This is a genomic window from Spirosoma flavus (genome assembly GCF_054778555.1).
In genome coordinates, this window is sequence record NZ_BAAGZL010000002.1 from 1,883,387 (window position 1) to 1,900,546 (window position 17,160).

Below are 17,160 nucleotides of genomic sequence, written 5' to 3' on the forward strand. Positions count from 1 at the left end.
GTAGCGAACCAAATTCGGTAACTAAAATTCGAAGTTTATTTGACAAGTCCCGACAGGCTCCGGCTGTCGGAGTCGCGTTAGCGACTAATTAGGTAGCTACAGACCATCCGGCAACTCCGACAGCCGGAGCCTGTCGTAGCCTTTATCCAGTACGTTGTTCCGTTTGGGCATCGAAGAAATATAGGCGTTCGGCATCAAAACCGACGTCAATCGTTTGATTGGGTTGATATTGGCTGTCCGATAGCGTTCGCATACAGCAGGTTTGCTCATTTAGTGCGAAATATAAAAACGTCTCACTGCCAATGGGTTCCGTTACGTCGATAGTGATACGTTGCGGTTCGGTCAGTGTTTTGCCGCTGGAAGTGCGAATGTCGTGAATACTCTCCGGCCGAAATCCGAAAATTACTTCTTTGTCAACTTGCTCTTTTAACGTATTCGTCAGCGAAGCTGGTAGCTGAAAATTAAGTGCTGAGTTGATGAAACGTAGCGTTTTGTCCTGCGCTACCAGCTTCCCCCGACTAAAATTCATCGACGGACTGCCAATGAAACCGGCCACGAACAGATTAGCCGGATTATTATACAAATTCATCGGCGAATCGGCCTGCTGAATCACGCCCGCTTTCATCACTACAATCTTATCGCCCATCGTCATAGCTTCTACCTGATCGTGCGTTACGTACACCATTGTGGCCTTGAGTCGTTGGTGCAATCGCTTGATTTCCACCCGCATCTGCACCCGGAGTTTAGCATCCAGATTCGACAAAGGTTCATCGAACAGAAACACTTTTGGTTCGCGCACAATTGCCCGACCAATGGCCACGCGCTGGCGCTGCCCTCCCGACATAGCTTTGGGCTTGCGATCCAGCAGTTCATTCATGTCCAGAATATCGGCCGCAGCCCGCACACGCTGGTCAATTTCGGCTTTCGAAAACTTACGCAGTTTAAGACCAAACGCCATGTTTTCGTACACGCTCATGTGCGGGTAAAGCGCGTAGTTCTGAAACACCATCGCAATGTCGCGATCTTTGGGCGACAGGTCGTTCATGCGCTGACCATCAATGAGCAACTCGCCCCCGGAAATTTCTTCGAGACCGGCAATCATACGTAGCAAGGTCGATTTTCCGCAGCCTGATGGACCTACCAAAACGACAAACGATTGGTCGTCAATAGTCAAATTTGCGTTGGGTATCGTCGCTTTTACAGCGCCGGGATATTGTTTAACGAGGTTGCGGATTTCTACAGTTGCCATAGGTTAATTTACGTATTGCTCACTATTTCAAAGCCTTCTTGTTGAGTTTATTCTTTTCCGCCGGAAGCAGCAACGCCCTGTACGAAGTATCGCTGAAAAACCAGAAAAATACAAAGCGTGGGTATCGTAATGAGCAACGTACCAGCCATCAACAGCGGCCAGTCGCTCTGAAACTGACTTTTTAGAAAGCCGACACCAACGGGCAAGGTAAACTTGTCGCTGGTGATGGCTAACGTAACGGGCCAGAGAAACTCGTTCCAGCTTCCCTGAAAGGTGTAAATCGCGACGGCAGCCAAGGCGGGTGTACTGACAGGCAGGAAAATCTGCCAGAAAATACGAAAGTACGAACAGCCATCAATGAGGGCCGCTTCTTCCAGATCCTTGGGAATCGTCTCGAAAAATTGCTTCATCAGAAAGATGTTCGTTATGGTAATCAGGTTGGGCAGAATCAGACCCGCATACGTATTGACCAGCCGCAGGTTATTCATAAAAATAAATTTCGGGACCAGTAGAATAATGACCGGAACAGTGAGCGATGAAATGAGCAACCCAAACAGAAATTTCCGACCGGGAAAGGTCAGCCGCGCAAAAACGAAACCGGCCAGAGCCGAAAAGAAAACGTTCATAATTGTCTGCACCAACGTAATGAACAGGCTATTAAACAACCATTGTTTAAAGGGCAGATCGACCCAAACGTTCGCATAATTTTGAAACGTCCAGTTGGGTGGCTGAAGCAATTTAACCGGATCGCCAAATACGTCTTTTGACTGCGAAATCGAGATAAAAAACTGATAGATAAACGGCCCAATGTAGACCGCTGTCATCAGCAGCAGGATGGCGTAGAATACGAATTTCTGGTATTGTAATCGCTTCATAAATGTTTCCGACAACCTCCGGCTTTAATCAACTTCGGGTTTGAAATACTTATTCTGAACCTGATTGGCCGAGAAAATCAGTACCGCCAACACAATGGCCGCTGCCGCTGCGTAACCAAGTTTAAAGTATTTGAAACCGTTTACGTATACGTAGTAACTCATGGTTGTCGTACTGTTGACCGGGCCGCCCGCACTCATAATGAAAATCTGGTCGAACACCTGAAAACAGCCAATCAGGCCCAGCACCAGCACGAAATACGTAACGGGACGTACCATCGGCACCGTAATTTTCCAGAACTGCTGCCAGGTCGACGCACCATCAATCCGGGCGGCTTCGTAAAGCGAATTCGGAATGGACTGTAAACCCGCCAGAAACGACACCATAAAATAGCCTGACGTCGTCCAGATGTTATTCGCCATAATCGTCAGCATGGCGGTATTTGGATTGGTAAGCCAGTCATTCTCTAAGCCAAATAGCTGATTGATAAGGCCTTGTTTTGAAAACAAAGCAATAAATAGGGCCGACGTAACGACCGACGACGTAATGGCTGGTATGTAGAACGCAGCCCGAAAAAACGAACGTCCGCGAATTTTCTGGTTCATGACAAAGGCCAGAAACAGAGCCAGAAATGTCTGAATCGGCACAACGCCAACTGTGTAAAGTATGGTATTACCCGTTGATTTCCAGAAGAGTGAGTCAGCAAAGAGTCGCGCGTAATTGGCAAGTCCAATAAAAGTGCGCTGGTTCGTAACCAGATTCCAGTCGAAAAAGCTGATAAAGAGAGAATACGCAATCGGGAAAAAGACAAAAAGGCCGATCAGCAACAGCGGGAAGCCCAGAAATAGCCAGGCTACCATAATCATATCACGCTGACGGGTAGAGGGTTGCGGCATACGTTACGTTATTGAAGAATCCCACTCTCGATTTGCCGGTTCAATGCTTCCATCGCTTCCCGGGGTGTTTTATTGTCGAAGTAAATCATTTGCAACGCTACGCTGGCTTCTTCATACCAGCGTTCGGGAAGGGTCGTCTGAAACGTGCGGGCGAATTCAGCGCTTTGCAGAAAAACCCGTTTTACCGGGTCGTTATACAGGCCCAATTGTTGAGCCACGCTACGTCGCGGTGGTAAAGCCAAACCTTGTTTCACCACACTTTTCAAACCGTCCAGACTAGTCAGATAGTCAATCATTTGCCAGCCGTCTTTTTTATGAATCGATTCTTTTGGCATGGCGTAGGCATTGGTAAATACAATCGTCGCTTTCTGACGGCCAACAGGCAATTCCGCCACACCCCAGTCGACATCGCTGTAATTCGCCCGCATTTCCGGAATGAGCCAGCCCGACGAAATCACCATCGCGCATTTTTTAGTACCAAAACATTCGCCGTTCCATTTGGCGCTCAAATCGCTCGGAATCGTAGCGGCTCCGGTTCTGTAAAGGCGAACGTAGTACTCCAACGCATCCAGAAAGTTTTTATCCAGAATGCCCAACGTACCATCTTCTTTCTGAAAATCACCACCGTTCTGATACACAAAAGCCATTATCATTTCGATAGTCGGCTCCAGCACCAGCCCGTATTGATCAGGTTTGCCATCGCCGTTTTTGTCTTTGGTCATCCGGCGCGAAAAGGCTTCCAGTTCCTGCCAGTTTTGCGGTGGGCGCGTCAGGCCGGCTTCCTGAAACATGGCTTTGTTGTAGAACAATACATACGGGTTAAAATCCTTCGGAACGCCGTACAACGTATCACCTTTTTGAAACGATTTGAGCAGCGCAGGATAAAAATCATTAAGCCGGAACGTAGTATCGGCCGCGTACTGATTGAGCGGTTCCAGTACGTTGAAACGCATGTATGAGGGTGCCGTTTCGCCACGCAGGTAGAAAACATCGGGCGCCGTATGGGTGCCGAGCATCAGTTGAATTTTCTCGGTATAATTGCCCGGAATCGGCTCGTATTTAAAATTAATGGCTGGCTTCTCCCGATGAAAATCGGCAAGAACACCAGCCACTAATTTTTCTTCAACAGGATTAGACGACCAGCCCGAAAGGCGAGTCTGTTTACTATCGGTCGACTGACAGCCTGAAAAGGTGAATACAATTGATAATACAAATATGTATTGCCAACAATTGGTAAACTTACTCATGGGAGAGTAAATAAGGTAACGCCAAGTGAAGACAATAATACAGAATAAAATCCTAAAAAATCAGGCATTTTTTCTATCGTGTCAGGCCATCCTGCCGAGCGCGATTCCGCACACGTTGAGCGCGGGCTTTACTGTCGGGGTGCGTCGACATGATGGTAGCTACTTTACCGCCCTGGCCTCCCCCGTTTAGCTTGGCCAATTTCTCGAAGGACGTAGCAAGCGCCAGTACGTTATACCCGTTACGTTTCAGAAATCCGTAGCTATAATCGTCGGCTTCGGTTTCCTGCTTACGGCTAAACGAAGCACCCATCAGATAATCCGCCACACTTCCCAACTGCGATCGCGACAATTTTCCAATGGCTCCAGACGTAGAAGCGGCTGCGTTACGTACCGCCGAACGACGTAGTGAACTTTTCAGGGCATCGCGCGTGTCGTGGTTAATTACGTGACCGATTTCGTGGCCCATAATGGCCAGCAATTCATTGTCATTCATAATGTCCATCAGCCCTTTAAACACGCGCACGCTACCGTCGGCTGTTGCAAAAGCATTGGCATCCGCCACTTTATACACTTTATAGTTGATGGGCAAACCACTGATCGTGCGGTGACGACTGACAATACGATTTAAACGTACTGTATATGGATCACTGGGACCCGCAACCGGATTTTTGGCGTCCATTTCCACCACCGCCTGCCGCGATAATTCGGCAACCTGAGCATCCGAAATTAAAGCCGAATTCAGCGCGTCCATGGCGGCCTGTGCGAGACTGGGGCTATTCTGAGCCTGAGCCATCATCGGTAACCCGAGCAGCCAGACGAACTTAATGATTGAGCGTTTCATGAGTTGAGTTGTCTAGTGAATATAACCTGTAAACCAGGCGTGTACTGGATATATTGACTATTTTCGGCTTAAAAAGTTTAGCCAATCAATAAAAAAGCGGAGGCTCTTCTGTGAAAGAGCCTCCGCTAAATAATGGCTTCGCTACGCTTATTTCCGACGCCCCAGCAGACGTAGCAGATACAGAAACATATTGATAAAATCGAGATAAAGACGAAGCGCGCCCATAATGGCTTCTTTCCGATCTTCGTCGGTACCGGCATTGCCGATTACGTTCATTTCTTTGATTTTCTGCGTATCGTAAGCCGTCAATCCTACGAAAATCAGGACGCCTGCATACGTAGCAACCCAGTATAATGTCTCGTTTTGCCAGAATAGATTTACGACCGACGCGATAATCAGGCCAATCAACGCCATCAGGAGGAAACTTCCCCAAGACGTCAGATCACGCTTGGTGTAATAACCATAAGCGCTCATTGCACCGAACGTACCGGCAGTAACAAAGAACGTCGAAGCGATGGAGCCGCCGGTGTACAGAATGAAAATGGAGGCCAGCGTCAGGCCATTCATAACGGCATAGCCCAGAAACATGAACGTAGCAGTCTGGGCCGACACGCGCTGCACAACCGCCGAAAGCGACATAACCAGCAGTACTTCGCCAATGAGCAAGGCGTAGAAAACCAGTCGATTACCAAAGATTAGGTTCAAAACCGCCGGAGTACTGGCCACCCAGATTGATACAACAGCCGTTACGAGCAGGGCAACGGTCATCCAGCCGTAAACCTGCGTCATAAAAGCAGCCTGTTCGCGTTTAACGTCTTCGGCGGATAGGTAAGGATGTGGGTTGGAATAGGATTGTGGTTCCATAGAACGTGTAGTAGGTTTTAGTGCAGAAAGAACGGGAAACGTTGGCTTATATCCAACAGGTTAACGTAGCACTATAGTATACGGTAGCATTTCCATAAAAAAAGCCCGACGACAAAAATCATCGGGCTCGTTTAAGTTATCAGTTGTCTTATTGCAGATTCGAGTCTTCGTTGCTGTTGAACGTATCACCCTGTTTGATGTCGCCGGTTTTAAGTCCTTTTTTGAACCAGTAGACCCGTTGCGCCGAAGTTCCGTGCGTAAACGCGTCGGGAACAACCCGTCCCTGAGTTTCTTCCTGAATACGGTCGTCGCCAATGGCGTTTGCCGCCGTTAATGCTTCTTCAATATCACCAGGTTCAAATTCGAAGCTTTTTCCCTGCGCCTGATTCGCCCATACGCCCGCAAAAAAATCGGCCTGAAGTTCGAGACGTACCGACACCTTGTTGTACTGACGTTCGTTCATTCGCGCCCGTAGCTGATCAGTTTGGTTCATGATACCAAGCTGATTCTGAACGTGGTGCCCAACCTCGTGCGCAATTACATAGGCCATCGCAAAATCGCCGGGCGCACCAAAACGCTTACTCAGTTCATCGTAAAACGACAAATCGATGTATAATTTCTGATCACCGGGGCAATAAAAAGGGCCCGATGCTTCCGTAGCTGTACCACAGCCCGATTGGGTTACGCCCCGAAACATAACCAGCGTCGGCTGACGATAACGCGCTCCTTGTTCCGCAAAAATCTTAGTCCAGATGTCTTCCGTACTGGCCAACACTTTTCGGGTAAACTTGGCAGCTTCATCGTCTGCCTGCTGATCGGCAGGAGCTTGTGTTGCCTGTGACTGAGGGCTTTGATTCAGCACATCACCTGGGTTGCCACCCAGCAGCATCACAATTATGGCGATTACAACAGAACCAATTCCGCCCCCTACCAGCAGTCCTCCTCCGCCCATACCCCGGCGGTCTTCGACATTATCGCTTTCGCGACCTCCTAACCAACGCATAGTTTTATTCGGTTAATAGCTAGTTATACAATTCGTACTGGCAAGATTACCGTTTCTAAGGATAAAATGTTTAGCAACTGCCAATTAATTCGTTAAAGCTTACTCTTAAATGCTCGCCACGTAACGTAATGGCAGTATTAGCTGATTCAACGTTTTGCTGTTACCAGAGACTTCGACAGGCTCAGACCGATAGGCAAACAGCTTTAAGAGCCTGTCAGACTGAACCTCAGGTTCTTCAGGACGAAAGAGTTGTACACATTGCGCTTACTACGTACCATACTCTCACTACCTTCCACAAACGTATTAGTACGAAAACTAAGTCGTGATTTTACAGTTCTAACAGTAACCAACTAATGTAGTAATCATGGCAAACGACCCCAAAATTGACCAGCGCGACGACGTTAATCCGTCCGAAGGAGAACATAAATACGGCGACGTTACTTTTGCCGATCAAACCAACAAAAAATATCCGATTGACACGCCCGAGCATGTCCGTGCCGCCTGGAGTTATATCAATCATAAAGACAATGCATCTAAATATGATCGTGATGAAGTAGCAACAATTAAAGAGCGAATTAAAAAAGCAGCCAAAAAATTTAGTATCGAAATTGCGGATTAATAACAGACAAATTTAATTAATTTATTAAAAATAAATTACGGTAACTATTAGTGCGCAAAAAGAGAAATTTATAATCTTTTTGTCTACATTTTCACATTAATAAAAATATGATTTTATCAACAATGTACTTTTAGTGTAATTCTTTAAGTATTTATAAACCAGATATTTATTGTTCTAATTAATCATACAATAGAAATATACGTCTTTTTTAAGAACCGTTATCTAATTGTTTGCATTTCACTACATTAAATCTTCGATACGGTTATTTTAAAATACATATTTTTATGTTTACTTTACCGATAGCCCATAAATTAAATTATAAGTCAGCCCATGAATGTTCGTTTAACAGACGAAGAGATGATTCGTCGCTATCTTCCCAGCCAACCCTCTCATTGTTTTGAAACCCTCTACAACCGCTACGCAAACAAAGTCTATCGTCGTTGCTTATCGATGACCAAAAACTCAGAGCAGGCCCAGGATTTCACACACGACATTTTTCTGAAAGTTTTTAACAAATTAGATGATTTTCAGGAACGCTCGAGTTTCTCGACCTGGCTGTATTCAATTTCTTTCAACTACTGCTCCGATCAGATTCGACTGGCTAAACGGCTCTCTGTGACGGCCTTGGATGATACGTTAAATCAGGATTTTCCAGAATCGCGGGAATCGGCTATTCACGAAGAAACTATGCTTCTGGTGAAACGGGCAATGGAAACCATTTCTCCCAAAGAGCGGACATTACTTCAGCTCAAATACGAAGAAGGCATGAGCATCGACGCTATCGCGGAGAAATATAACCTGAAATCCAGCACAGTTAAAATGCGTTTAAAACGTACCCGCGATAAACTGCAACGACTATATAGTTACCGCTACGCGTCTGATTTACTTGATTAACGCTTTATTACCAAAGCAGCTTCTTAAGTTAAGTAGACGATTTACCATCAAGATACTGGTAACAAAAAAATCCCCGGCGCCACAAGCACCGGGGATTTCGCTTTCCTAACCTATGACATTCTTCTATGAGATCTTAGCGGCTTCCCAGCGGAATTAAATATCCGAACGAAAGCATCGCAGCTTGTGGCGTTGTTTTGTCTTCATTACCAACCAGGTAATTATATCGTCCTTCGAGTAGCACCGTACCAGGGCCAGCTTTAAGCGCTACACCAGCACCACCCGCAATACCGTAGTTGAATCGTCCCTCCTTACCCATTTCAATATCACCCGAATCAGACTGACCACCTTCCCGAATCGAAACTGTACCACTTAGTGCGTATGTTCCTATCGGGCCTGCATTCACAAAAAAGCGCAGATTGGGCTGACCAAAAGAAGCTTTGAGCAACACAGGAACCTCTACCAGATTGTATTTAAACTGCAGATAATCAGAACCAATGGCCAGGCGCGTACCATACTGGCTATAAAGAATTTCGGGCTGTACTGAAAACCCCGGTCCGCCAATATTCATTATAACTCCGCCGTGAAAACCCATTACGCGCTCCTGCTGAAGCCCTGAACCCATTGCCGCAACATCAACGCCACCAATTGTCGAGAAATTACCACCCAGCCGTACACCAATCCGGAAATTACCTTCGCTGGACGGTACAGTACGGGGCTGTGTGCGAGTCTGTGTGCGTACCTGTGGCTTCTCAGCTACCGGCAGCTCAGCCGGTTGGCTCACAGACTCAGCTACTTTAGGCTCGGCGGCTGGCTGCGTTTGAGGAGCGGCTTGTTCGGTCGTGAATCGGGGTGATACAGTTGCTGGTTTTGCGGCCGTCGACGTAGCACGGCTCGCCTGTGGCCGGGTTGTGGTTTTGTGCGTAGCAGAAGCTACGGGTTTACGGGCTGTGGTACGTGTCTGTGCCGAAACTCCAAGGGGTAAAACTAGTAAAGCAATTATCCAGAAATTGTATTTCATTATCTTGTCGTTTTTTGTTGTTTACGATTCAAAATTGGCGGCTTGAGAAAGCGAATGCACCAGCGAGGTGTCTGAACTGGAATTAAAGACGGGTGAATTGGCGAAAAGCCGCTTTAGGATGTGACAATACGTTCGTTCGACAAACGACAGAATCAGCCCCGCAAAACGTAGTGTCTTATTTCTGGAACTGCTTCTAATCCAGAAAATTGATACATTTGGCTGAGCTAAAATCTATTCCATTTACTCATGAACGTAGCACCAAAACTCCTCAAAGCCCTGGATTGGACTGTACAAACCATCCGATTTTGCCAGCAGCATTTTCTATTCATTTTCAGTCTGGGTCTCATTGCCGCTTTTGGCCGAGCGATTCAGCTAAAAGCATTCGGTCCCGTCGGTCCAACGGCGCATTTTCTTCTGGAAGTTGTCATTGAATCGGCCCGAATTCTGATTTTCCTGTATGCGCTCGGATTCACGAATATTCGGAAGGGCGTTGCTCGATTAACACAACTCGTAACCAACAAATCGGGTCGTCGGCAGCATTGGCGGCTGGCGGTTCAGACGTTACGTATCAATTGGCCGGCGTTGCTGGCTAATTTTGTCGTTTTTTTAGTGATTGCCGCTCTGTTCAACGTACTGATCAATCACATTGCCTACGAAACTTGTCTGTATATTACCCTGAAGGCACGACAGCTCATTTCCGATCAGTCATCTGAATGGGCTATCATCTTATTTTTCAAAAATATATCGGTTATCCCTTTTACGCTGATTTTCAACGCGCTGTTTCTCCTATGGCTGGTGAACCGTCTGCCCAAAACAGCTTTGTAACTGATAATGAATAATGTAGAATGAACAATGAATAATGCGGACCGTTATCTTGTAACTAAGCATTATTAATGATTCATTCTGCATTTTCTATTCATTCTGATGACTATCGAATTATATAGCGTTCCCGTAACCGATACGTCGAACGTAGCAAACTCGCCTATTTCGAATACAGTTGGTGAACTTCCTGAACAGGAACCAGAGTTTAGTCCCGACAATTTGCTGGGCAGTTTTGATACGCAGGAAGAAGCCCTGTCGTTTGTAAAAAATGATACGTCGGGAAATAACCAGACTATTACCGACACCCAGATAAGGCCGTTCGATCCTTACACACACGTCGAATTGCTGACCGTAACGATACGTAACGAAGATCAGTCTACCATCACAAAACAGTTCTATCTGGTTAACGACGAAGGGTATTAGCGAACTCACTTGCGGGCCACCTGCGCCCGAATTCGACTGAGTGAAGGCCCTTTAATACCCAGATACGACGAAATGTGCCCCAGCGACACCCGATTCAGAATGTCAGGATGATTGTTGAGCAAATCAACGTAGCGTTCTTCGGCTGTCTGCGTCAGTAAACTTTCCGAACGCATCTGATTAATCATGAAGTATTGCTCGGCCAAAAGTCGCCCAAACCGCTCCCAGCCGTGCGATTGTGTGTATAGTTGCTGAAGACGGTCGTAGTCGATCACCAGCAATTCGGCATCTTCCAGGGCTTCGATCAGATAAGGGCAGGCCGATTGCATCAGTAAGCCCTTCAAAGACGTCAGAAAAACGTGTTCGGGGATAAAATAAAGATTGTGTTCCTGTTCCGTCTTAGGGTCAACGTAATAAACCCGAAATAGTCCTTTCAACAAAAAGCCCACCTGCCGACAAACCGAATTCTGAAACGTAAAATAATCATGTCGGGCCATATGCCGAACGTACCAGTATTCGTCGGCTAGTTGAATATCCTCGTCGGAGAGCTGGGCAAATTGCCGTAAGTGGTTCTGTAACGTAGTACGTTCTGGTGAAAGCATTTTATAAACTGTCTGTATACAAGTGGAGGTTGATACGTCGCGCTTTTTAACATAGGTGAAAAAAGTGCAGAAAACGACCTCCTACTTTTGTTGCAACAAAATCAAATCGCAAACAAAACTAAACATACAAACATGAAAATCTCACGGAATGCATCAGCACATTGGGCCGGAACAGGTAAAGACGGAAAAGGTACGCTGACAACGGCCAGCACCGTTCTGAATCAGACGCAATATTCATTTAATACCCGTTTTGCCGATGGCGTTGGCACCAATCCGGAAGAGTTGGTTGCGGCTGCTCACGCGGGTTGTTTCGCCATGCAGCTGGCGTTTAATATTCAGCAGGCAGGTTTTGCCGCCGATTCGCTGGATGTGAAATGTACGATTACGCTGGAAGACAGTGGGATTACCAGTTCTAGTCTGGTTCTTACCGCGACGGTACCCGGACTCGACAAGGCTAAATTCGACGAACTTGTCGACCATGCCGAACACAACTGCCCGATCTCGAAACTATTCAATACCAGCATTAGCGTAGACGCTACGTTGGCGTAAGCTAATCAGAATTGAGAACCGAACGGAGCGGATGAGTCATGTACTTATCCGCTCTTTTTTAAGGCTGAATGTGATGAGCCGTTGTTTGCGCCTGATGATAAGCCTGTATACTACGCGAAACCATGGCACTCACAAGGAGCAGCGACAGAAAAAGACTGGCCAAAAGGAAATTCTTAACTTTCATAGCAGCGTTGTTTACTGGTTGCAGGGTGATACAAAGTTGCTACTGAGTTTTCCTCTCTCCTATTACAAATTGATAAGACGTCAGTTTTAGCGGATAAACCGTCAAAAATCACCGATAAGTTGTATTGGCATTTTGGCGAAAAAACGGGCTTTGAAAAAAAGTGAAAATTTTTCTTGACTCTCCCCTTACGTCATAGTCTACATTTGGTTCGTCAATCGGAACCGTGATTTATGCGACAATATTCGGTCAATAAGCTGGCGAAACTGGCGGGTGTCAGTGTGCGCACACTGCATCACTATGATCGCCTTGGGCTTCTGAAACCATCAGTACGTACTGAGGCTAGGTATCGGCTGTACGGTGAAAACGAGTTGTTACGTCTGCAACAGATTCTGTTTTTCAAGGAACTGGATTTTTCGCTGACCGACATTCTCGCCATTATGAACGACCCGGATTTTAACCTGCTCACGGCGCTTGAAAGCCATAAGCACGCGCTAAAATTCCGACGTGACCGGCTTACTACGTTACTCACGACGATCGACAAAACAATTTCAACGATAAAAGGAGAACGAGATATGTTAACCAACGAAGAGTTATACGAAGGCTTCGCCAAAGGTCAGGAGTACCGTCAGGAAGCCGTGGAGAAATACGGCACGAAAACCATTGAGGCCAGCGAAGCCAAACTGCGGCAACTTGGCAAAGCGGGGTTTGAGCAGTTGAAAGCCGATCAGCTCGACATTGCTCAAAAACTGGCAAGTCTTGTAGATCAGGACCCAACCAGCCCGGATGTTCAGCAGCAGATTGCCCGCCATTACGTTAATATCCAGGGTTTCTGGGGCGAAGAAGCCTGCCAGTCGAAAGACATGCAGAAAGCGTACAAAGGGCTGGCGCAGTTGTACCTCGACGATCCGCGTTTTACAGCTCAAAACGGCCAGGGAAATCCTGAATACGCGGCTTTTGTAAACAAAGCCATGGTTTATTTTGCGGATACACAGCTAACGTAGCAAACTAAATCAATCAGGCTGGGTTGGCAATTTTTCGGCGTCGTTACGTCGCTTGAGCCGGTAAATCAGACCGATTACTACGTTATTTTTCCCGCTGGCCGACTGAGGTGAGAAAACACCACTGTCGAACGTAGCGGGGTTGTAATTGGTCTGATTCACCATTCCCAGTTGCAGAATGAGGTGCTGGTCGAACTGGTAGCCAACACCAGCGTAAAACCGGTTTCGCTCAAAAACAGGGCCGACCGGATTCAGAAAAATTTCATCGTAAATCGACAGAAAGAACGTATTGTCGGTAACCGTCAGGTGGTTAAGCGGAATGAACGTATTGAGCCGATACCGTATCCGGTTTCGAAACGGCGTTGTTCCATCACGAAACGTAAACCACCGTTGTTCAACGCGGTAGCGGTGTTCGAACTTGAGTCGGGCGAGGTATTGATTGATTGTCAGTTGCTGCCAGAGTCGCATTTCGAGGTTAAGCGGCCCCGTCGATAAATCATGATAATCATACGTAGCGTAGCGACCACCGGCAATCATCAGTGAAAAATTTTTGTCGAGGTCGTAACTAACACCGCCTTTCAACTCATTGTAGAAAAACTGCTGGAATAGTCCGTTGCTTCTCGCCTGAACTTCCGCGAATCCACCCCATTTTTTTTCGCCAGCCGGAATCACCAACGTACCAATAAACCAGGTTCCGGTGGGGGTGGTGGGCAATACCGCAGTTTGTGCGAAGGAAAGGTAGCTGGTTCGGATAAATACGGTGACTGTCAGGAAGCAAACTAGACGAAAGCGGCTCACAGATACGGTTCTCTTTGACAAAAATATAGGCAAAAGTAGCGATTGTTCATCAGATATGAAGTCCGTTACCCCATAATCCGCAATTTGCGGGAGATACGCAGCCGTATCTAATTCATAGTGGTCAAACAACTGGGTTGAGTAGAATTTGACTTCCCGATAATTTAAAACGATACGTATCGAACAGGGAACGTCCCTTGAAAAAGACTACCTATGAAATTTAATTCCAAAGCCGGACTCGTTTTGTCGGCACTGTTATTGAGCCTATCCAACGGATTTAGCCAGAATCAGCAACCCACTCCAGTCATGATGGATTCGGCAAATATTGTTGTGCCGGGAGCTACCCCGCAAAAGATTTCCAGCCAGTTCACCTTCACCGAAGGCCCGGCGGTTGATAAAAAAGGAGCTGTGTTTTTCACCGATCAACCCAACGATAAAATCTGGAAATTCGACACCGACGGAAGCATTTCGCTCTTCATGGATAAAACCGGGCGTTCCAATGGCCTTTACTTCGACAAGAAAGGAAACATCATTTCCTGCGCCGACGAGAAAGACGAGCTCTGGTCTATCAGCCCGGACAAAAAAGTAACGGTATTAATGACTGATTATCAAGGTCAGCGCTACAACGGACCCAACGATTTATGGATCGATACTAAAGGCGGTATCTACTTCACCGACCCTTACTACCAGCGCGATTATTGGGAACGGAAAAAACCGGACATAGAAGGTCAGAAAGTCTATTACCTTCCAGCCGGAAAGAAAGAAGCGATCATTATGGATGCCGATCTGATGCAGCCCAACGGCATCGTCGGTACGCCCGACGGAAAGAATCTCTACGTAGCGGATATCCGCGCGAACAAAACCTACAAATACGAAATTGCTTCCGACGGTAAATTGACCAATCGACAATTATACGTATCACAGGGTTCCGATGGCATGACGCTTGATAGTCAGGGCAATGTGTACCTGAGTGGCCGAGGCATTACGGTTTATAATCCGGCGGGAAAGAAAGTGGCTTACATTCCGGTACCGTCGCGCTGGGCGGCCAACCTCTGTTTCGGCGGCAAAGACCGCAAAACGTTATTCATTACGGCTACCGAATCCGTGTATACATTGCCGATGCAGGTAAAGGGAGTAGAGTAAATCAAAAGCCCCGACAGGCAGAACCTGTTGGGGCTTTTGTGACTACATTGCCAATCGCCCGTACCCCACAAACAGACATAGCAGAAAAACAACTACGTTCAGCCCAACGCTACGTATCTCGTTACGTTGGTAGTGAATAATACCCGCCGGTATCATAATGATCCCCAAGCAAATAGCTGAAACAGGGGTTAGTACCGGCAGAATTTGCGTAGCCCAGGGCAGTATCAATCCTAACGTACCGAGCAATTCAGCAATACCAATAAACCGGATGAGGGGCGTTGATAGATGTTCAACGCCGGTTTGCCCAATCGAAACTAGTTCTGGAGCCAGCCGGGTCGATTTCATCCAGCCGGAGTAACCAAACACAATCGCCAGAAAGCCCTGAACGAGCCAGAGAATGATGTTCATAATCCTGTTCATTACGTTCTGAAGCAAAGTTGAACGTAGTGAATCGGCTTTCCTTTGACAATTGTCAAAAACTAAATCTGAGCCCGCATCCGGCTCAGCGTTTCGGCGGTCATACCCAGATACGAAGCGACCATGCCCAACGGAACCCGCTGAATAAACGTCGGATTGAGCGCCATCAGGTTGCGATAGCGGTCGAGGGCGGTGGCAAAATGAAGTTCATCAAATCGTTGCTGAAGCAGCAGCATACCATGATTAGCCAGCAGTCGCCCCAGCCGTTCAATGTCATGGTACTGTTGATAGAGCATTTCCAGACTATCGTGCGAAATACCCCACAGAATCGATGGTTCCAGTAGTTCAACGATACGTCGGTCGGGCTGCTGGGTCAGAAAACTGCTGAGCGAAATCGCAAATTGCCCCTCGGCGCTAAGCCAGTCTGTTACGTCTTTTCCGTTTTTGTAGTAATACGTTCGGGTCAGGCCAGATTCGATGAAATATACCCACCGGCAGATCGTGTTTTGCGGCACCAATTCATGCCCCTTTGGCAGTTCCAGGCGTTTCAGTACGTTCCCCAACGCTACCCGACTATCGGGCGATAAGGGCGTAAAACGGGCAATGGCTTCCAGAAACGGATTAATATTCACTAGAATTTATGAAATTAACGTAGCACAGACGGTCAGGCTTCTGATTTTAATACGTCGCTCCTATTTCCGGCGTGGAGGCACGGCTGCTGTCATGGTTATTTCGACACTGGCGCCAAGCACGAGTTTGGCTACTCCAACGGTGGTACGGGCCGGATAGGTATCTTCCTTGAAGAATTGCTTGTAGACAGCATTCATTTTGGGGAAGTCGTCGATATTGGTCAGATACACCGTAACACTTACTACGTTGTCGAGCGACGTACCGGCGTCTTTCAGAATCGTTTCGATGTTCTGGATCGTTTGTTTGGTTTCGGCCTCAATGCCGCCCGATACGAGTTTGGCTGAGGCATCGGTGCCGACCTGCCCCGACACAAACAGCAATCCATTACTAATCACCCCCGGACTAAATGGATAAGGCAGCGAAGGTGCATTACGGGGTTTGACGATCTGTTTAATCTGACCAAACACAAAGCTACTGGTACTCAGTAGTAATATCAATGAGTAAACTAGATGTTTCATACGGGTTGTTGGTGATACGTAAAAACGGGTAAATATAACTTTTGGGGTTATTTTTAGGGTATTCAACTTTAACTCTATAATTTCACCACCTTAAAACGTAACACGACCTTACAAGCCTTATGTCAGCTTCCAAACGTGTCCTGATTGCCGAAGATAGCTCCGTTATCCAGAATCTGGCCCGCAAAATTCTTGAGTTTCAGAATTACGACATCACTGCCGTCAAAAATGGCGAGCAGGTGCTGCAAATTCTGGACAAGGAAGATTTCAGCATTCTCCTGCTGGACATTAACATGCCTCTGATGGATGGAATGGAGTGCGTGCGTCGGGTTCGGGCTTTGCCGGATTCGAAAAAAGCGAGCCTCCCCATTGTGGCCATTACGGGCAACGCGAAAAACTATACCGAAGAAGAATTTAAAACGGCAGGTTTCAACGACGTACTGGTGAAACCCCTCAACTTCGACCGCCTGGTAGAAGTTGTGAATCAGTTGACGGACTAAATCAATGAGCGAAAGACCGGGCCGCCGGAGCGGTGAAAGAGCGAATGGCTGACGCCAGCAAATCTTTCGCTCTTTCACCGC

The 17,160-nt window shown here is 47.0% G+C and carries 22 protein-coding genes; 8 read left to right on the forward strand and 14 right to left on the reverse strand.

Translation table 11 applies throughout. The features are described 5' to 3' along the window. Positions 1 to 142 precede the first annotated feature (142 nt). The 7 genes from ACYVF1_RS16500 to ypfJ all read right to left on the reverse strand — a co-directional run bounded on the left by ACYVF1_RS16500 (position 143) and on the right by ypfJ (position 6,973). Positions 143 to 1,249 (reverse strand): ABC transporter ATP-binding protein, encoded by a 1,107-nt coding sequence (locus ACYVF1_RS16500; RefSeq protein WP_461080664.1) that lies wholly within the window; start codon positions 1,247 to 1,249, stop codon positions 143 to 145. 47 nt (positions 1,250 to 1,296) lie between these two features. Further along, positions 1,297 to 2,124 (reverse strand): carbohydrate ABC transporter permease, encoded by an 828-nt coding sequence (locus ACYVF1_RS16505; protein WP_461080666.1) that lies wholly within the window; start codon positions 2,122 to 2,124, stop codon positions 1,297 to 1,299. A 24-nt stretch (positions 2,125 to 2,148) separates the two neighbouring features. After that, positions 2,149 to 3,018, reverse strand: coding sequence for a carbohydrate ABC transporter permease (locus tag ACYVF1_RS16510; RefSeq protein ID WP_461080668.1), 870 nt, complete (start codon positions 3,016 to 3,018; stop codon positions 2,149 to 2,151). Positions 3,019 to 3,026: 8 nt separating this feature from the next. After that, positions 3,027 to 4,265 (reverse strand): ABC transporter substrate-binding protein, encoded by a 1,239-nt coding sequence (locus ACYVF1_RS16515; RefSeq protein WP_461080670.1) that lies wholly within the window; start codon positions 4,263 to 4,265, stop codon positions 3,027 to 3,029. 73 nt (positions 4,266 to 4,338) lie between these two features. Then, positions 4,339 to 5,106, reverse strand: a complete 768-nt coding sequence (locus ACYVF1_RS16520; RefSeq protein WP_461080672.1) for a M48 family metallopeptidase — start codon at positions 5,104 to 5,106, stop codon at positions 4,339 to 4,341. A gap of 147 nt (positions 5,107 to 5,253) precedes the next feature. Continuing rightward, the gene (locus ACYVF1_RS16525; RefSeq protein ID WP_461080674.1) at positions 5,254 to 5,970 is read right to left on the reverse strand and encodes a Bax inhibitor-1/YccA family protein; all 717 of its coding nucleotides are present in this window, start codon (positions 5,968 to 5,970) and stop codon (positions 5,254 to 5,256) included. Between the two features lie 148 nt (positions 5,971 to 6,118). Then, positions 6,119 to 6,973 carry a KPN_02809 family neutral zinc metallopeptidase gene (gene ypfJ / locus ACYVF1_RS16530; protein WP_461080676.1) on the reverse strand — a complete coding sequence of 285 codons (855 nt, stop codon included), beginning with the start codon at positions 6,971 to 6,973 and terminating at the stop codon, positions 6,119 to 6,121. A 364-nt stretch (positions 6,974 to 7,337) separates the two neighbouring features. Between ypfJ and ACYVF1_RS16535 the strand changes: the two genes are divergently transcribed. Both ACYVF1_RS16535 and ACYVF1_RS16540 read left to right on the forward strand, forming a co-directional pair. Next, a complete protein-coding gene (locus ACYVF1_RS16535) occupies positions 7,338 to 7,592 on the forward strand; it encodes a DUF6582 domain-containing protein (protein ID WP_461080678.1) in 255 nt (84 codons plus the stop codon). A 330-nt stretch (positions 7,593 to 7,922) separates the two neighbouring features. Beyond that, positions 7,923 to 8,486, forward strand: a complete 564-nt coding sequence (locus tag ACYVF1_RS16540) for an RNA polymerase sigma factor (RefSeq protein WP_461080680.1) — start codon at positions 7,923 to 7,925, stop codon at positions 8,484 to 8,486. Positions 8,487 to 8,619: 133 nt separating this feature from the next. Here ACYVF1_RS16540 and ACYVF1_RS16545 read toward each other — a convergent pair whose 3' ends face one another. Further along, positions 8,620 to 9,504 (reverse strand): porin family protein, encoded by an 885-nt coding sequence (locus ACYVF1_RS16545; protein WP_461080682.1) that lies wholly within the window; start codon positions 9,502 to 9,504, stop codon positions 8,620 to 8,622. Between the two features lie 246 nt (positions 9,505 to 9,750). On the opposite strand from ACYVF1_RS16545, the gene ACYVF1_RS16550 reads away from it, so the two are divergent. Both ACYVF1_RS16550 and ACYVF1_RS16555 read left to right on the forward strand, forming a co-directional pair. After that, on the forward strand, positions 9,751 to 10,329 hold the full coding sequence (locus tag ACYVF1_RS16550; protein ID WP_461080684.1) for a hypothetical protein: 579 nt from the start codon (positions 9,751 to 9,753) through the stop codon (positions 10,327 to 10,329). A 99-nt stretch (positions 10,330 to 10,428) separates the two neighbouring features. Further along, on the forward strand, positions 10,429 to 10,749 hold the full coding sequence (locus ACYVF1_RS16555) for a hypothetical protein (protein WP_461080686.1): 321 nt from the start codon (positions 10,429 to 10,431) through the stop codon (positions 10,747 to 10,749). 5 nt (positions 10,750 to 10,754) lie between these two features. On the opposite strand, the gene ACYVF1_RS16560 is transcribed toward ACYVF1_RS16555, so the two are convergent. Beyond that, positions 10,755 to 11,348 (reverse strand): Crp/Fnr family transcriptional regulator, encoded by a 594-nt coding sequence (locus tag ACYVF1_RS16560; protein WP_461080688.1) that lies wholly within the window; start codon positions 11,346 to 11,348, stop codon positions 10,755 to 10,757. Between the two features lie 132 nt (positions 11,349 to 11,480). On the opposite strand from ACYVF1_RS16560, the gene ACYVF1_RS16565 reads away from it, so the two are divergent. Beyond that, positions 11,481 to 11,897, forward strand: a complete 417-nt coding sequence (locus ACYVF1_RS16565) for an OsmC family protein (protein WP_461080690.1) — start codon at positions 11,481 to 11,483, stop codon at positions 11,895 to 11,897. A gap of 58 nt (positions 11,898 to 11,955) precedes the next feature. On the opposite strand, the gene ACYVF1_RS16570 is transcribed toward ACYVF1_RS16565, so the two are convergent. Further along, complete coding sequence (locus ACYVF1_RS16570) at positions 11,956 to 12,081, reverse strand: hypothetical protein (RefSeq protein WP_461080692.1); 126 nt, start codon at positions 12,079 to 12,081, stop codon at positions 11,956 to 11,958. A 230-nt stretch (positions 12,082 to 12,311) separates the two neighbouring features. Here ACYVF1_RS16570 and ACYVF1_RS16575 point away from each other — a divergent pair, with 230 nt between their 5' ends. Continuing rightward, positions 12,312 to 13,082, forward strand: a complete 771-nt coding sequence (locus tag ACYVF1_RS16575) for a MerR family transcriptional regulator (RefSeq protein ID WP_461080694.1) — start codon at positions 12,312 to 12,314, stop codon at positions 13,080 to 13,082. A gap of 9 nt (positions 13,083 to 13,091) precedes the next feature. Here ACYVF1_RS16575 and ACYVF1_RS16580 read toward each other — a convergent pair whose 3' ends face one another. Next, on the reverse strand, positions 13,092 to 13,877 hold the full coding sequence (locus ACYVF1_RS16580; protein WP_461080696.1) for a DUF2490 domain-containing protein: 786 nt from the start codon (positions 13,875 to 13,877) through the stop codon (positions 13,092 to 13,094). A 210-nt stretch (positions 13,878 to 14,087) separates the two neighbouring features. Here ACYVF1_RS16580 and ACYVF1_RS16585 point away from each other — a divergent pair, with 210 nt between their 5' ends. Continuing rightward, positions 14,088 to 15,017, forward strand: a complete 930-nt coding sequence (locus ACYVF1_RS16585) for an SMP-30/gluconolactonase/LRE family protein (RefSeq protein ID WP_461080698.1) — start codon at positions 14,088 to 14,090, stop codon at positions 15,015 to 15,017. A gap of 42 nt (positions 15,018 to 15,059) precedes the next feature. On the opposite strand, the gene ACYVF1_RS16590 is transcribed toward ACYVF1_RS16585, so the two are convergent. The 3 genes from ACYVF1_RS16590 to ACYVF1_RS16600 all read right to left on the reverse strand — a co-directional run bounded on the left by ACYVF1_RS16590 (position 15,060) and on the right by ACYVF1_RS16600 (position 16,582). Next, positions 15,060 to 15,425 (reverse strand): DoxX family protein, encoded by a 366-nt coding sequence (locus tag ACYVF1_RS16590; protein ID WP_461080700.1) that lies wholly within the window; start codon positions 15,423 to 15,425, stop codon positions 15,060 to 15,062. A 71-nt stretch (positions 15,426 to 15,496) separates the two neighbouring features. After that, complete coding sequence (locus tag ACYVF1_RS16595; RefSeq protein WP_461080702.1) at positions 15,497 to 16,066, reverse strand: Crp/Fnr family transcriptional regulator; 570 nt, start codon at positions 16,064 to 16,066, stop codon at positions 15,497 to 15,499. 60 nt (positions 16,067 to 16,126) lie between these two features. Further along, on the reverse strand, positions 16,127 to 16,582 hold the full coding sequence (locus ACYVF1_RS16600) for a RidA family protein (RefSeq protein WP_461080704.1): 456 nt from the start codon (positions 16,580 to 16,582) through the stop codon (positions 16,127 to 16,129). Between the two features lie 119 nt (positions 16,583 to 16,701). Here ACYVF1_RS16600 and ACYVF1_RS16605 point away from each other — a divergent pair, with 119 nt between their 5' ends. After that, entirely contained in the window at positions 16,702 to 17,079 is a 378-nt protein-coding gene (locus ACYVF1_RS16605; protein WP_190888972.1) for a response regulator, read from the forward strand. Positions 17,080 to 17,160 lie beyond the last annotated feature (81 nt).

Bases quoted from the DNA above. Each gene is read 5' to 3' on its own strand.
- ACYVF1_RS16500 (WP_461080664.1), bottom strand. From the start codon at position 1,249: ATGGCAACTGTAGAAATCCGCAACCTCGTTAAACAATATCCCGGCGCT.
- ACYVF1_RS16505 (WP_461080666.1), bottom strand. From the start codon at position 2,124: ATGAAGCGATTACAATACCAGAAATTCGTATTCTACGCCATCCTGCTG.
- ACYVF1_RS16510 (WP_461080668.1), bottom strand. From the start codon at position 3,018: ATGCCGCAACCCTCTACCCGTCAGCGTGATATGATTATGGTAGCCTGG.
- ACYVF1_RS16515 (WP_461080670.1), bottom strand. From the start codon at position 4,265: ATGAGTAAGTTTACCAATTGTTGGCAATACATATTTGTATTATCAATT.
- ACYVF1_RS16520 (WP_461080672.1), bottom strand. From the start codon at position 5,106: ATGAAACGCTCAATCATTAAGTTCGTCTGGCTGCTCGGGTTACCGATG.
- ACYVF1_RS16525 (WP_461080674.1), bottom strand. From the start codon at position 5,970: ATGGAACCACAATCCTATTCCAACCCACATCCTTACCTATCCGCCGAA.
- ypfJ (WP_461080676.1), bottom strand. From the start codon at position 6,973: ATGCGTTGGTTAGGAGGTCGCGAAAGCGATAATGTCGAAGACCGCCGG.
- ACYVF1_RS16535 (WP_461080678.1), top strand. From the start codon at position 7,338: ATGGCAAACGACCCCAAAATTGACCAGCGCGACGACGTTAATCCGTCC.
- ACYVF1_RS16540 (WP_461080680.1), top strand. From the start codon at position 7,923: ATGAATGTTCGTTTAACAGACGAAGAGATGATTCGTCGCTATCTTCCC.
- ACYVF1_RS16545 (WP_461080682.1), bottom strand. From the start codon at position 9,504: ATGAAATACAATTTCTGGATAATTGCTTTACTAGTTTTACCCCTTGGA.
- ACYVF1_RS16550 (WP_461080684.1), top strand. From the start codon at position 9,751: ATGAACGTAGCACCAAAACTCCTCAAAGCCCTGGATTGGACTGTACAA.
- ACYVF1_RS16555 (WP_461080686.1), top strand. From the start codon at position 10,429: ATGACTATCGAATTATATAGCGTTCCCGTAACCGATACGTCGAACGTA.
- ACYVF1_RS16560 (WP_461080688.1), bottom strand. From the start codon at position 11,348: ATGCTTTCACCAGAACGTACTACGTTACAGAACCACTTACGGCAATTT.
- ACYVF1_RS16565 (WP_461080690.1), top strand. From the start codon at position 11,481: ATGAAAATCTCACGGAATGCATCAGCACATTGGGCCGGAACAGGTAAA.
- ACYVF1_RS16570 (WP_461080692.1), bottom strand. From the start codon at position 12,081: ATGAAAGTTAAGAATTTCCTTTTGGCCAGTCTTTTTCTGTCGCTGCTC.
- ACYVF1_RS16575 (WP_461080694.1), top strand. From the start codon at position 12,312: ATGCGACAATATTCGGTCAATAAGCTGGCGAAACTGGCGGGTGTCAGT.
- ACYVF1_RS16585 (WP_461080698.1), top strand. From the start codon at position 14,088: ATGAAATTTAATTCCAAAGCCGGACTCGTTTTGTCGGCACTGTTATTG.
- ACYVF1_RS16590 (WP_461080700.1), bottom strand. From the start codon at position 15,425: ATGAACATCATTCTCTGGCTCGTTCAGGGCTTTCTGGCGATTGTGTTT.
- ACYVF1_RS16600 (WP_461080704.1), bottom strand. From the start codon at position 16,582: ATGAAACATCTAGTTTACTCATTGATATTACTACTGAGTACCAGTAGC.
- ACYVF1_RS16605 (WP_190888972.1), top strand. From the start codon at position 16,702: ATGTCAGCTTCCAAACGTGTCCTGATTGCCGAAGATAGCTCCGTTATC.